Origin of the sequence: Kineococcus gurbantunggutensis, from assembly GCF_050871925.1 — a bacterium.
Classification (GTDB): Bacteria; Actinomycetota; Actinomycetes; order Actinomycetales; family Kineococcaceae; genus Kineococcus.
The window spans coordinates 1-13855 of record NZ_JBJLSG010000136.1 but is presented as its reverse complement, the minus strand read 5'-3'; the positions used below and the strand labels follow the sequence as shown (position 1 = coordinate 13855).

Here is a 13855-nt window from a genome sequence, read left to right as displayed (position 1 = left end):
CGCGCCCCCCCCACCACCCGGGGGGGGTGGGGGGGGGCACACTGCGCGTCACGGCCCTGGTGCCGGGGGGTGCTCGTGCCCCCGCCCGGGCGCCGCGCGCTCGCCCGCCCGGGTGACGCGGTCACCGGGCCCGCGCCGCCCGGACGCACCCTCGGGGCTCCGACGGCGATCAGGGGGAACGGTGCGGCACGACGGGGACGCGGGCGCGGCGCGGGACGCGGGCCTGACGGTGCTGGAGACGGTCGTGGCCCTGGCGGCGCTCGGCGTGCTCGCGGTCGCCGCCGCCCCCGGTGCCACGGAGCTGCGGCGCACCGCGTGGACGACGGTGGCCGGCGTGGACGCCCGGCACGCGGCCCTGCTCGCGGCCGCCACGGAGGAGGGCGTCGCCCCGGCCGCCCCGGTGCTGCTGAGCGACCCGGCCGCCGTGCCCGCCGGGTACGCCGACTTCCGCGCCAGCGCCGGGGTGGGCACCGCGGTCGTGGGCGTCCCGGCCGGCCCGGGAGCGCCCGCCGGCTCGTGCGCCGCCTCCCACCACCCCGTGGCCGGCGACGTGCTGCACGACAGCCTCCTGGGCCCGCTGCGGCGCGACCCGGCGACGGGGCGCTGGGGCGCGGGGGAGGAGCGCGCACCGCTGGCGGCCTCGGCGCCGTGCGCCCGGCTGGGCCCCGCCGGCCTGGCCCGGCTGCTGCTGGTGGCCGGCGGGCGGGACGCCACCGGCGCCGCCTGACCCGCCGGGGGCCGCCCGCCCGGGCGTCCGGGGGTGTCGGCGCCAGGCTGCACACTGGGGGCGTGACGATGACCGACCCCGCCCCGGCGACCGGCACCGCCCCGGGCACCGCCGCCACCGGCGCCGACGACCTCGTCGAGCGCCTGCGCACCGCCCTCGGCGTGGACGCCGCCTCCGGCGTCGTGGACGCCTCCACCCGCCGGCGCGCCGAGTACACCACCGACGCCTCCAACTACCGCGTCGTGCCGCAGGTCGTCGTCTTCCCCCGCTCCACCGAGGACGTCGAGGCCGCCTTCGCCGTCTGCCGCGAGCTGGGCGTGCCCTTCACCAGCCGCGGCGCGGGCACCTCGGTGGCCGGCAACGCCGTCGGCACCGGCGTCGTCCTGGACTTCTCCCGCCACCTGCACCGCGTCCTGGACGTCGACCCCGAGGGCATGACCGCCCTGATCGAGCCCGGCGTCGTCCTGGACGACCTGCAGCGCGCGGCCGCCCCGCACGGGCTGCGCTTCGGCCCGGACCCCTCCACCCACGCCCGCTGCACCGTCGGCGGCATGATCGGCAACGACGCGTGCGGCTCGCACGCCCTGGCCTACGGGCGCACCAGCCACAACGTCATCGCGCTGGAGGTCCTCGACGGCCACGGCCGGCGGTACTGGACGGACGCCCCGCCCGCGGAGCTGCTCGCCGAGCTGGGGGACGTCGCCTCCCGGCACCTGGCGCTGATCCGCACCTCCTTCGGCACCTTCGGCCGGCAGGTCTCCGGGTACGCGCTGGAGCACCTGCTGCCCGAGACCGGCGGCCCCACCGGCACCGCCCTGGCCCGCCTGCTCACCGGCTCCGAGGGCACGCTGGCGACGATCCTGCGCGCCCGCGTGCGGCTGGTGCGCCAGTCGCCGTCCACCACGTTCGTCGTCCTGGGCTACGCCTCCATGCACGAGGCCGCCGACGCCACCCCGGCCCTGCTGGCGCACCGCCCCCTGGCGGTGGAGGGCATCGACCGCCGCCTGGCCGACGCCGTCGTGCGCCGCGGCGGTTCCGTCGACGGGCTGCCCACCGGCGACGGCTGGCTGTTCGTGGAGATGGGCGGGGAGAGCCCCGAGGAGTCCCTGGCCGCCGCGCGCGCGATGGTCGCCGACTCCGCCGCGCTGGACTCCGTCGTCATCCCCACCGCCGCCGACGCGCGCAAGCTGTGGCGCATCCGCGAGGACGGCGCCGGCCTGGCCGGGCGCTCGCCGGAGGGCCAGCCCGCCTGGCCCGGCTGGGAGGACGCCGCCGTGCCGCCGGAGCGGCTGGGGCGCTACCTGCGCGAGTTCGACGCGCTCATGGCCTCGCACGGCGTGGACGGCCTGGCGTACGGGCACTTCGGCGACGGCTGCATCCACGTGCGCATCGACTTCTCCCTCTACGAGGACGGCGGCGCGCGGCGCACCCGGGAGTTCCTGGAGGACGCCGCCCGCCTGGTGGCGCGGCACGGCGGCTCGCTGTCCGGCGAGCACGGCGACGGCCGCGCCCGCGGCGCCCTGCTGCCGCTGATGTACGACGCCGAGGCGGTCGCCGCGTTCGAGGAGGTCAAGCGCGCCTTCGACCCCGCCGACCTGCTCAACCCCGGCGTGCTCGTGCGCCCGGCCCCCCTGGACGCGGACCTGCGCGTGCCCGCCGCCCGCCCCGCGCACGCCCTGGGGATGCCGCTGAAGTTCGCGTACTCCCACGACGGCGGCGACCTGACCCGCGCGGTGCACCGCTGCGTGGGCGTGGGCAAGTGCCGCGCCGACTCCGGCGGCGTGATGTGCCCCAGCTACCTGGCCACCGGCGACGAGAAGGACTCCACCCGCGGGCGCGCGCGCCTGCTGCAGGAGATGGCCAACGGCACCCTGGTCACCGACGGCTGGCGCTCCAAGGAGGTCCTGGACGTCCTGGACCTGTGCCTGTCCTGCAAGGGGTGCAGCGCCGACTGCCCGGCGGGCGTGGACATGCCGACCTACAAGGCGGAGTTCCTCGACAAGCACTTCGCCGGGCGGTTGCGCCCGACGAACCACTACCTGCTGGGGTGGCTGCCGCGCTGGTCGCGCCTGGCCACCCTGCACCGCCTGGAGACGAAGCTGGTCAACGCCCTCACCGGCGTGCCCGCGCTGGCCCGCCTGGCCCGCGCCGTCGGCGGCATCGCCCAGGAGCGCCCGCTGCCGAGGTTCGCCGAGCAGACGTTCCGCGCCTGGTTCCGCCGGCACGAGCGCACCGGCGCCGCGCGCACCGGCGGGCAGCCGGTGGTGCTGTGGGTGGACTCCTTCACCGAGCACTTCTCGCCCGAGGTCGGCCGGGCCGCGGTGGAGCTGCTGGAGCACCTCGGCTTCGAGGTCTCGATCACCACCGAGAAGGTGTGCTGCGGGCTGACGTGGGTGTCCACCGGTCAGCTCGACGGCGCCAAGAAGCAGCTGCGCGCCTCCCTGGACGCCCTCAGCGCCCCCGGCCTGCCCGCCGGCGCGCCGGTCGTCGGGCTGGAGCCGTCCTGCACCGCGCTGCTGCGCGAGGACGCCGCCGAGCTGCTGCCCGACGACCCGCGCGCGCACGCGCTCAAGGCGCGCGTGAAGACGCTGGCGGAGCTCATCGCCGAGCAGCGCCCGGACTGGGTGCCCCCGCGCCTGGACCCCGACGGCGACGTGCGCGCGGTCGTGCAGCCGCACTGCCACCAGCACGCGGTGATGGGTTTCGCCCCCGACGCCGCCCTGCTGGCCAAGGCCGGCGTGGACGCGCAGGTGCTCTCCGGCTGCTGCGGCCTGGCGGGGAACTTCGGCGCCGAGGCCGGGCACTACGACGTCTCGGTGAAGGTCGCCGAGCACGCCCTGCTGCCGGCGCTGCGCGGCATCGAGCAGGACCCCGGCGCGGTCGTCGTGGCCGACGGGTACTCCTGCCGCACCCAGTCCGACAACCTCGCCGGGGTGCGGCCCAAGCACCTGGCGGAGCTGCTCGTGGAGGCCCTGCACCGGCAGGGCTGACGCGCACCGGCCCGCCCCGGTGGCGGGGCGGGCCGGTGCGCCGCCGTCGGCTGCCCGACGTCAGCGCCGTCGTCGGTTCCCCGACGTCAGCGCCGCCAGCGGGTGCTCAGCCCGTGGCCGTAGGGGAACAGCGGGTCGTAGCCCGCGTCGCCCACGTTCACGGGTTCCTGCGCCGCGGTGCGCGGCCAGCTCACCGGCAGCCTGCCGGTGAAGGGCGCGCGGCCGAAGAGCACGTCGGCGACCCCGGCGCCCTCGGTGCCCGGCAGCCAGGAGGCCACCACCGCGTCGGCGTCGTCGAGCAGGTCGGTCACGACCTGCGGGCGGCCGGAGACGACGAGCAGCACGCACGTCGCCACCCGGCTGCACACGCGCTCGACGGTGGCGCGGTCCTCCGGCTGCAGCTCCAGCGACTTCTCCTCGCGCGGCTGCCCGGCGTCGGCGGGGTCGTAGGCCCACAGCGGCCCGCCGACGTCGCCGAAGCCCTCGGTGTACGGCGTCTCGCCGACCGCGACGACCGCCACGTCGGCGTCCCCGACCGGTGCGGTGCCGTCGGCGCTGTAGGTGACGTCGGCGCGGGGGGCGACCTGCCGGATGCCCTCCAGGATGCTCGTGCCCGGCTGCTGCGGGACCCCGGCCGCGTTGCGCTCGGGGAACCCCTGCCAGGTGAGCGTCCAGCCGCCGGACTGCATGCCGACGTCGTCGGCGCTGCGCCCGGCGACGTACACGTCCGCGTCCGGGCGCAGCGGCAGGGCCCGCCCGGAGTTCTGCAGCAGCACCTGCGAGCGGGCCACGGCGCGGCGGGCCACGGCGCGGTGCTCGGCGGAGCCGACCTCGCCGAGGTGGCGGCGGTCGGCGAAGGGCCGCTCGAAGAGCCCGAGCTGGAACTTCTTCGCCAGGATGCGGCTCACCGCGTCGTCGATCCGCGCCTGCGGGACCCGGCCGGCGCGCACCTCGGCGAGCAGCGTCTCGACGAACGCGGCCGAGGTGTTCGGCTCCATGAACATGTCCACGCCGGCGTTGACGCTGGCGCGCACCTGGTCGGCGTACTCGCCGGGGAGCTGGTGGATCGCCTCCCAGTCGCTGACGACGAAACCGTCCAGGCCCATGCGGCCCTTGAGCACGTCGGTGAGCAGCTCGCGGTGCGCGTGCATCTTCACGGGGTCGCCGACCCCGTCGTCGGTGAAGTCGACGCTGGAGAACGACGGCATGGCGCTGCCGGCGCGCGCGTGGTGGATCGCGGGCCAGTACGGCGCCAGGTGGGTGCGCTCGAACTCGCGCCGGCTCGCGACCGTCACGCCCTGGTCGATCGGGTAGTCGCCGCTGCCGGTGCCGTACTCGGTGCCGCCGTCGCCGGCGAAGTGCTTGACGGTGGCGAGCACGCGCTCGGGGCGGCCCAGCTCGCGCTGCCCGCGGCCCTGCAGCCCGGCCACGGCCGCGGTGCCCAGCCGGGCGACCAGTTCCGGGTCCTCCCCGAAGCTCTCGTAGCTGCGGCCCCAGCGCGCGTCGCGCGTCACGCACAGGCACGGCGCGAAGTTCCACGGGATGCCGGTGGCGCGCACCTCCTCGGCGGTCACGGCGTTGACCTGCTCCACCAGGCGGGCGTCGCGGGTGGCCCCCAGGCCGATGTTGTGCGGGAAGACCGTGGCGCCGAACACGTTGCCGTGCCCGTGCACGGCGTCCACGCCGTAGATCAGCGGGATGCCCAGGCGGGTGCTCAGCGCCTGGCGCTGCAGGGCGTCGACGGTGTCCGCCCACGCCTGCGGCGTGTTCGGCGCGGGCGCCGAGCCGCCGCCGGAGAGCACCGAGCCGAGCCCGAGGCGGGCGACGAGCGCGGGGTCGGTGGTGACCGCGGCGCGCTCGGCCTGGGTCATCTGCCCGACCTTCTCCTCCAGCGTCATGCGGGCGAGCAGGTCGCGCACGCGCGCCTCGACGGGCAGCCGGGCGTCGCGGTAGGGGACCGCGCCGGGCCGGTGCTCGCCGCGCTCGCCGGTGCGCGGGGGCGGGGCGGCGGCGGCCGCGCCGGTGGTCAGGGTGAGCGGGGCCAGCGGGACGAGCAGGGCCAGCGCCGCCAGCGCGGCGGAACCGCGGCGGCGTCGTCCCGGGGTGCGGGGGGAGGGGGCGAGGGGCACGGAGACCTCCTGCGGGGCACACCACGGCCGCGCCGTCGCGGACCGTGCCAAGGTGTGACGCCCTGTGATCCTGGCCCGTGGTGCGCCCGGCGTCAACGCGGCGGCGGGCGGCCGAGCGCGCGAGCGCCCGCGGTGCCCGTGGCAGGCTGACGCGGTGGTAGCGCCTCCCCGTCCCGCCGCGGTGCGCCGCGGCTCGAACCTGCCCCGCGTCGGCGACTACAACCGGGTCGTCGTCCTGGACGCCGTCCGCCGGCACGCCGAGGGCCTGAGCCGGGTGGAGCTGGCCGCCCTGACGGGGCTGTCCGCGCAGACGGTCTCCAACATCTGCCGCCACCTCATCGAGCAGGGGCTGGTCGTGGAGGCGGGCAAGCAGGGCGTCGGCCCGGGCAAGCCGCGCACCATCCTGCGCCTGGCGCCCTCGGGCCGCTACGCGGTCGGGGTGCACCTGGACCCGGTGGTCGCCACCACCGTCGTCCTGGACCTGCGCGGCGGCGTGGTCGCCCGCTCCGACGTGCCGCTGGCGCCGGAGGCCCCCGCGCAGGAGACCCTGGCGCGCGTCGCGGCGGAGGTGTCGGCCACCGTGGCGGCCGCGGGGGTGCCCGCCGAGCGGATCGCCGGGCTCGGCGTGGCGGTGCCCGGGCCGGTGGACGGGCCCGCCGGCGAGGTCGTGGGCGCGCCGAACCTGCCCGGCTGGGCGCGGGTGCCCGTGCGCGAGGCGCTGTCCGGCGCGACCGGCCTGCCGGTGCTGCTCGACAAGGACGTCGTGGCCGCGGCCGTGGCGGAGATGTGGGCGGGGGGCGCCGGGCCCACCGGCAGCTTCGCGTTCGTCTACCTGGGCACCGGGATCGGCGCCGGGCTGGTGCTGCGCGGGGAGGTGCTGCGCGGCGCGTCCGGCAACGCCGGCGAGGTGGGGCACCTGGCCGCCGACGGCACCGGGCCGCGGTGCGCGTGCGGCCAGCGCGGCTGCCTGGGCGAGCGCAACGCGCCGCGCGCGATGGTGCTGCAGGCCCAGGAGGCGGGGCTGGGGCCGTGGCCGCTGGACGGCGTGCTCGGCGTGGACCGGGCGCTGGGGGAGGTGTGCCGGCTCGCCGACGAGGGCGTGCCGGCCGCCGTGGCGGTCCTGGACGCGGCCGCCGCCCGGGTGGCGCGCGCGGTCTCCGGCGTGCAGAACCTCCTCGACCTGGACCTCGTCGTCTTCGGCGGGCCGCTGTGGCCGCGGCTGGAGCGGCGCTTCCTGCAGGTGGTGCCGCCGCTGGTGCGCGCGCGCGAGGTGGCCGCGCCGCTGCACGCGGTGCAGATCCGCGGCACGCGGGTGGGGCGCGACGTGGCCGCGGTGGGGGCGGCGTGCCTGGTGCTGGACGACGCGTTCAGCCCCCGCTCGTCGGTGCTGCTGCTGGGGTCTTGACGCGAGCAACTCCAATTGATTTACATACTGCGTGGAGGGTCGACGGGGACCCCGCGGGATGCGAAGGAGCACCACATGGCGCGCAGACGGACCTTCCTCGGGGCGGCCGCGACCGCCGCGGCCGCCACGCTCGTCCTGCCCGCGTGCGGGGGAGCGAGCAGCGGCGGCGACGGCGACGACGGCGCGCTGCGGGTCGCCTACCAGCGCACGGCGCAGTTCACCCAGCTCGAGGACCTGCTGGAGAAGGCCAAGGGCGAGTACGAGGCGGCCAACCCCGGCCGCACCGTGGAGCTGGTGCCCATCGAGGCCGAGCAGGACCAGTACTTCACCAAGCTCGCCCTGATGAACCGCTCGCCCTCCACGGCCCCCGACGTCATCTACGAGGACAGCTTCCAGGTCCGCTCCGACGCCGCCGCCGGCTACCTCGCGCCGATCGACGACATGCTCGCCGGCTGGGCGGACTGGTCGCAGTTCGACGACACCGCCAAGGAGGCGGGCCTGGGCGACGACGGCAAGACCTACGGCGTCTCCATGGGCACCGACACCCGCGGCATCTACTTCAACAAGCAGGTCTTCGAGCGGGCGGGCCTGCCGGCCGACTGGCAGCCCACCACCTGGGACGACGTCCTGACCGCCGCGCGCACCGTGAAGGAGCGCGTGCCCGACGTCGTCCCGCTGAACCTCTACGCCGGCCGCGCGGCGGGCGAGGCCACGTCGATGCAGGGCTTCGAGATGCTGCTGTACGGCACCGGCGACGAGCTGTACGACGCGGACAGCAAGAAGTGGATCACCGGCTCGCAGGGGTTCCGCGACGCGCTCGCCTTCTACGACGGCGTCTACTCCGAGGGGCTGGGCCCGGACACCTCCCTGATGCTCGACGCCGCCCTGGGCAGCCGGGTGAGCACCGAGCTGCTGCCGCAGGGCCGCATGGCCATGGCGATCGACGGCTCCTGGCTGCCCGGCGCGTGGATCTCCGGGGAGAACGAGTGGCCGGAGTGGGAGCAGACGATGGGCATCGCCGCCATGCCCACCAAGGACGGCCAGGCCCCCGGGCGCACCTCCATGTCCGGCGGCTGGCTGCTCTCGGTCGGCGCGAACGCCGCCGACCCGCAGGCCGCCTTCGACTTCATCACCGTCGCGCTCAACCGCGAGAACACGCTGAAGTACGACACCGAGAACAGCCAGATCGCCGTGCGCCGCGACGTCGCCGAGGACCCCGCGTACCTGGGGTACAACCCGTCCTTCGCGTTCTTCTCCTCCCTGGTGCCGGTGACGAACTTCCGCCCGGCGACCCCGGACTACTCGCAGATCTCGGCGAACATCCAGGTCGCCGCCGAGGCCGTGGCCACCGGCAGCCTGAGCCCGGAGGAGGCCGCCGCCGACTACGACGAGGGCCTGGTCGGCATCGTCGGCGAGGACCGCACGCAGGCGGCGGGCTGACCGTGACCACCGCGCTCGCGACCCGCGGCCCGCGCCGGGCGCCGGCGACCCCCGCCCGGCGCGGGCCCGGCGCCCTCCTCAAGCTCGCCCCCCTGCTGCCGGCCGTCGCGCTCATGCTGGTGTTCCTCGCCGGGCCCGTCGCCTACGCGCTGTACGGCTCGCTGACCAACACCGCGCTCAGCGGCTACCGGGCCGCGAACCCGGAGTTCGTCGGCCTGGAGAACTACGCCCGGCTCCTGGGCAGCGGGGAGTTCTGGAGCTCCGCCTGGCTCACGCTCGTCTTCGTGGTGGCCTCGGCGGTGGTGGGGCAGAACGTCCTGGGCATGGCGGTCGCCCTGCTGCTGCGCGCCGCCGCGCGACCGGTGCGCTCGGCCGTCAGCGCGCTCGTCGTCACCGCGTGGATCCTGCCGGAGATCGTCGCGGCGTTCACCCTGTACGCGTTCTTCGCCGCCGACGGCACCCTCAACGCCGCCCTGGGGGCGGTGGGGGCCGACGGCACCGCCTGGCTGGTGTCGTTCCCCGTGGTGGCCGTCGTCCTGGCCAACGTCTGGCGCGGCACCGCCTTCTCGATGATGGTCTACGGCGCCGCCCTGGCCGAGGTGCCGCCCGACGTCACCGAGGCCGCCTCGCTGGACGGCGCCGGCGGCGTCCAGCGCTTCTTCCGCATCACCGTGCCGATGGTGCGCCGGGCCATCTCCACCAACCTCATGCTCACCACGCTGCAGACCCTGGGGGTCTTCACCCTCATCTGGGTGATGACCGGCGGCGGGCCCGGCACGCGCAGCTCCACCCTGCCGGTGCTGGCGTTCCAGGAGGCGTTCAAGTTCGCCCAGGTCGGCTACGGCACCGCCATCGCCGTCGTGACCCTCGTCATCGGCGCCGTGTTCGCCGCCGTGTACGTCCGCGTGCTCAAGCCGGAGGTGGACTGATGCCCGCGACGAGGACCGGGACCCGCGAGGGCGCCCCGCCCGCACCGGCGCCCGCCGCCCCCGCCCGCGCGGCGCTGCACGTGACCTCCCCCGGCCGGCGCGGGGCGGGCCTCGCCGCGAACCTCGCGCTGCTCGTCGTCGGCGCCGCCTTCCTGGTGCCGCTGGCCTGGATCGTGCTGGCCTCGCTGGACGCCGACGCCACCGTCTCCGTCGCGCTGCCCGACGCGCCGACGCTGGCGAACTTCCGCGACGTCCTCACCTACGACCTGACGCTGCGCCCGCTGTGGAACTCCCTGCTCGTCTCCGGCGGCGCGGCGGTGGTCACGGTGGTCGTCGCCACGCTGGCGGCCTACCCGCTCTCGCGCTACCGGATGCGGTTCAACCGCTCGTTCCTGTACGCGATCCTCTTCGGCAGCTGCCTGCCCATCACGGCCATCATGGTCCCGGTGTACGCGCTGTTCGTGGCGCTGGGGATGCTGGACTCCCTCACCGGGACCGTGCTGTTCCTGGCCGCCACGTCCCTGCCCATGGCGGTGTGGATGCTCAAGGGCTTCATGGACGGCGTGCCGGTCTCCCTGGAGGAGGCCGCCTGGGTGGACGGCGCCAGCGCCATGACGGCGCTGCGCCGCATCGTCGTGCCCCTCATGCGCCCGGGCACCGCCGTGGTGTTCATCTTCGTCTTCACGCAGGCGTGGGGGAACTTCTTCGTGCCCTTCGTGCTGCTGCTCGACCCCGCCCGCCAGCCCGCCGCGGTGTCCATCTACACCTTCTTCGGCACCAACGGCGCCGTCGCCTACGGCCAGCTCGCGGCCTTCTCCGTGCTGTACGCCACGCCCGTGCTCGTGCTGTACCTCGTCGTGCAGCGCCTCGCGGGCGGGTCGTTCGCGCTGGCGGGTTCCGTCAAGGGCTGATCGACTCGGCGAGGGACCCACCCACCCGCGACCCACCCCAGGAGCCGCCCCGTGCACGTCAACCCCGCCCTCGTCGAGATGCGCGTCGACCGCTTCGTGCGCGAGCGCCTCGACCCCGCGACGTACCGCCGGCGCGTGCCGCTGGAGGTGAGCGCGTGGCGGGCGCCGGGGGAGCCGGTGCCCTTCGCCGAGGCGGCCGCCGCCCCCTACGCGCCCTTCGCGGTCGGCACGGCGTGGGGGCGGCCCTGGGGCACCACCTGGTTCCGGCTCACCGGGCGCGTGCCGGAGGGGTTCGGCACCGGCGGCACCCGGGCGGAGGTGGTCGTCGACCTCGGCTACTCGCACGTGCAGCCCGGGTTCCAGGCCGAGGCGACGGCGTACCGGCCCGACGGGACGGTCGTCAAGGGCCTGCACCCGCGCAACCGGTACCTGCCGCTGGCCGCGGTCACCGGCGCCGACGGTGCCGTGGACGTGCTGCTGGAGGCGTCCTCCAACCCCGACGTCTCCGGCGACGGCGTCTTCGCCACCCCCACCCGCCTGGGCGACCCCGCCACCGCGGGCACCGACCCGCTGTACCGGTTCGCCGCCGCGGACCTGGCCGAGCTGGACGTGCAGGTGTGGGAGCTGCAGCAGGACGTGTGGACCCTGCGCGGGCTGCTGGCCGAGCTGCCCGCGACGTCCGCGCGGCGCGCGGAGGTGCTGCGCGCCCTGGACGACGCCGTCGACGCCGTGGACCCCTGGGACGTGGCGGGCACCGCCGCGGCGGGGCGGGCCGCGCTGGCCGCGGTGCTCGCGCAGCCGGCCTCGGCCAGCGCGCACCGCGTCACCGCCGTGGGCCACGCGCACATCGACTCCGCGTGGCTGTGGCCGACGCGGGAGACCGCGCGCAAGTGCGCGCGCACCTTCTCCAACGTCCTGGCCCTCATGGACGAGGACCCCGACCTGGTCTTCGCCGCCTCCTCGGCGCAGCAGTACGCCTGGGTGCGCGACAGCCAGCCGGAGCTGTTCGAGCGGATCAAGAAGCGCGTGGCCGAGGGCCGGTTCGTGCCCGTGGGCGGCATGTGGGTGGAGTCGGACACCAACATGCCCGGCGGGGAGGCCCTGGCCCGCCAGTTCGTCGCCGGCAAGCGGTTCTTCGCCGAGGAGCTGGGCGTGGAACCGCTGGACGTGTGGCTGCCGGACTCCTTCGGCTACACCGCCGCCATGCCGCAGATCGCCCGCGCCGCCGGGGCGCGCTGGTTCCTCACGCAGAAGCCGTCGTGGAACGAGGTCAACCGGATGCCGCACCACACCTTCGCGTGGGAGGGCATCGACGGCAGCCGCATCTTCACCCACTTCCCGCCGGCCGACACCTACAACTCCGACCTCGGCGGGGCGGACCTGGCGCGCGCCGAGCGGCAGTTCGCCGAGAAGGGCCGCGCGCGCACCTCCCTGCTGCCCTTCGGCTACGGCGACGGCGGCGGCGGCCCCACCCGCGAGATGCTCGCCGCGGCCGCGCGCACCCGCTCGCTGGAGGGCTCGCCCACCGTCGAGCTCGGCGGCCCGCACGGCTTCTTCCGCCGCGCCGAGGCCGAGTACCCCGACCCGCCGGTGTGGAGCGGGGAGGTGTACCTGGAGTTCCACCGCGGCACCTACACCTCCCAGGCGCGCACCAAGCGCGGCAACCGGCGCAGCGAGCACCTGCTGCGCGAGGCGGAGCTGTGGGCCGCCGCCGCGGCCGTGCAGCGCGGCGCGGCCTACCCGTACGAGGCGCTGGAGCGCCTCTGGCGCGTGGTGCTGCTGCAGCAGTTCCACGACATCCTGCCCGGCTCCTCCATCGCCTGGGTGCACCGCGAGGCCGAGGCCCGCTACGCCGAGGTCGCCGCGGAGCTGGAGGAGCTGATCGCCGCCGCCCAGCGCGCGCTGGCCGGGCGGGGCGAGCGGGCGGTGGTGTTCAACGCCTCGCCCTTCCCCCGCCACGGCGTCGCCGCGCTCGGGGCCGGGACCGCGCAGCCGGGCACCGGTGCGCGCGCCTCCGCCTCCGGGGAGGGGTACGTGCTGGAGAACGAGCGCGTCCGCGTCGCCCTCGACGGCGCCGGGCTGCTGACCTCCGTGCTGGACCTGGCCGCCGGGCGCGAGGTGCTGGCCCCCGGCGCCCGCGGCGGGCTGCTGCAGCTGCACCGCGACACCCCCACGCAGTGGGACGCCTGGGACGTCGACGAGCACTACCGCCGGCACACCACCGACCTCGACACCGCCGAGTCCGTGGAGCTGGTGCAGGACACCCCGCAGCGGGTGGCCGTGCGCGTGGTGCGCCGCTTCGGGGCCTCGCGCGTGGAGCAGGTGGTCTCGCTGGCCGCGGGCTCGGCGGCCGTGGAGCTGACCCTCGACGTGGACTGGCACGAGCGGCAGAAGCTGCTCAAGCTCGCCTTCCCCCTGGACGTGCACGCCGACCGCGCCGCCAGCGAGATCCAGTTCGGGCACGTGCTGCGGCCCACCCACACCAACACCTCCTGGGACGCGGCGCGCTTCGAGACGTGCGCGCACCGCTGGGTGCACGTGGGCGAGAACGGCTACGGCGCGGCCGTGGCCAACGACTCCACCTACGGGCACGACACCGGGCGCACCACCCGCGCCGACGGCGGCACCACCACGACGGTGCGGCTGTCGCTGCTGCGCGCGCCGCTGTTCCCCGACCCCGACGCCGACCAGGGCCGGCACGTGCTGCGCGCCTCGCTGCTCGTCGGCGCCGGGATCCCCGACGCGGTGCGCGAGGGGTACCGGCTGAACCTGCCGCTGCGCGAGGTGCGCGGCGCCGGTCCCGTCGAGCCGCTGCTCGCGGTCGAGGGCGAGGGGGTGGTCGTCGAGGCCGTCAAGCTCGCCGAGGACCGCAGCGGCGACGTGGTCGTGCGGCTGTACGAGGCGCACGGCGGGCGCGCCCGCGCCACCGTGCGCCCCTCCTTCGCGGCCGGCCCGGTGACCGAGACGGACCTGCTGGAGCGGGACGTGGCCGAACCCCGCGCCCTGCGCGGGGAGCACGAGGGCGCCGCGGTCGTGGAGCTGCGGCCCTTCCAGATCGCCACCCTGCGCTGGCGGCGCGCCTGAGGGCGGTGCAGCCGCCGCCCACCCCGTCGCCGTCCTCGTCGCCGGGCGGAAAATGCGCACGGGGGTTCACGCTGCGGAACTAGCGTGCTCGTGTCCGTCACCGCCTGGGCGGCGGACGCGCCGGCGGCCGTGAGGGGACCGGGGGGACCCCGCCGTCCCCCCCGCCCCCCCGGCGCCCACCGCGACACCCGAGGGGTCTCATGTCTATATCTCCCCCCGCACCGCGAACGCACAGGGGGG

Annotated in this window: 8 protein-coding genes; 7 read left to right on the top strand and 1 reads right to left on the bottom strand. The window is 76.4% G+C overall.

Going from position 1 to position 13855, the window contains the following annotated elements; genetic code table 11:
* The first annotated feature begins 181 nt into the window (after nucleotides 1–181).
* A complete protein-coding gene (locus ACRYR7_RS19715; RefSeq protein ID WP_432573817.1) occupies nucleotides 182–727 on the top strand; it encodes a hypothetical protein in 546 nt (181 codons plus the stop codon).
* A gap of 68 nt (nucleotides 728–795) precedes the next feature.
* The gene (locus ACRYR7_RS19710; RefSeq protein WP_432573818.1) at nucleotides 796–3717 is read left to right on the top strand and encodes an FAD-binding and (Fe-S)-binding domain-containing protein; all 2922 of its coding nucleotides are present in this window, start codon (nucleotides 796–798) and stop codon (nucleotides 3715–3717) included.
* Between the two features lie 86 nt (nucleotides 3718–3803).
* On the opposite strand, the gene ACRYR7_RS19705 is transcribed toward ACRYR7_RS19710, so the two are convergent.
* Nucleotides 3804–5846, bottom strand: coding sequence for a glycoside hydrolase family 3 protein (locus tag ACRYR7_RS19705; RefSeq protein WP_432573816.1), 2043 nt, complete (start codon nucleotides 5844–5846; stop codon nucleotides 3804–3806).
* Nucleotides 5847–6000: 154 nt separating this feature from the next.
* Between ACRYR7_RS19705 and ACRYR7_RS19700 the strand changes: the two genes are divergently transcribed.
* From ACRYR7_RS19700 to ACRYR7_RS19680, 5 genes are all read left to right on the top strand, one after another.
* Nucleotides 6001–7251 (top strand): ROK family protein, encoded by a 1251-nt coding sequence (locus ACRYR7_RS19700; RefSeq protein ID WP_432573815.1) that lies wholly within the window; start codon nucleotides 6001–6003, stop codon nucleotides 7249–7251.
* A 75-nt stretch (nucleotides 7252–7326) separates the two neighbouring features.
* The gene (locus ACRYR7_RS19695; protein WP_432573814.1) at nucleotides 7327–8691 is read left to right on the top strand and encodes an extracellular solute-binding protein; all 1365 of its coding nucleotides are present in this window, start codon (nucleotides 7327–7329) and stop codon (nucleotides 8689–8691) included.
* Between the two features lie 2 nt (nucleotides 8692–8693).
* Entirely contained in the window at nucleotides 8694–9620 is a 927-nt protein-coding gene (locus ACRYR7_RS19690) for a carbohydrate ABC transporter permease (RefSeq protein ID WP_432573813.1), read from the top strand.
* Nucleotides 9620–10531 carry a carbohydrate ABC transporter permease gene (locus tag ACRYR7_RS19685; protein ID WP_432573812.1) on the top strand — a complete coding sequence of 304 codons (912 nt, stop codon included), beginning with the start codon at nucleotides 9620–9622 and terminating at the stop codon, nucleotides 10529–10531. The genes ACRYR7_RS19690 and ACRYR7_RS19685 overlap by 1 nt, the downstream gene beginning before the upstream one ends.
* 51 nt (nucleotides 10532–10582) lie before the next feature.
* A complete protein-coding gene (locus ACRYR7_RS19680) occupies nucleotides 10583–13615 on the top strand; it encodes an alpha-mannosidase (RefSeq protein ID WP_432573811.1) in 3033 nt (1010 codons plus the stop codon).
* The last annotated feature ends 240 nt before the right edge of the window (nucleotides 13616–13855 follow it).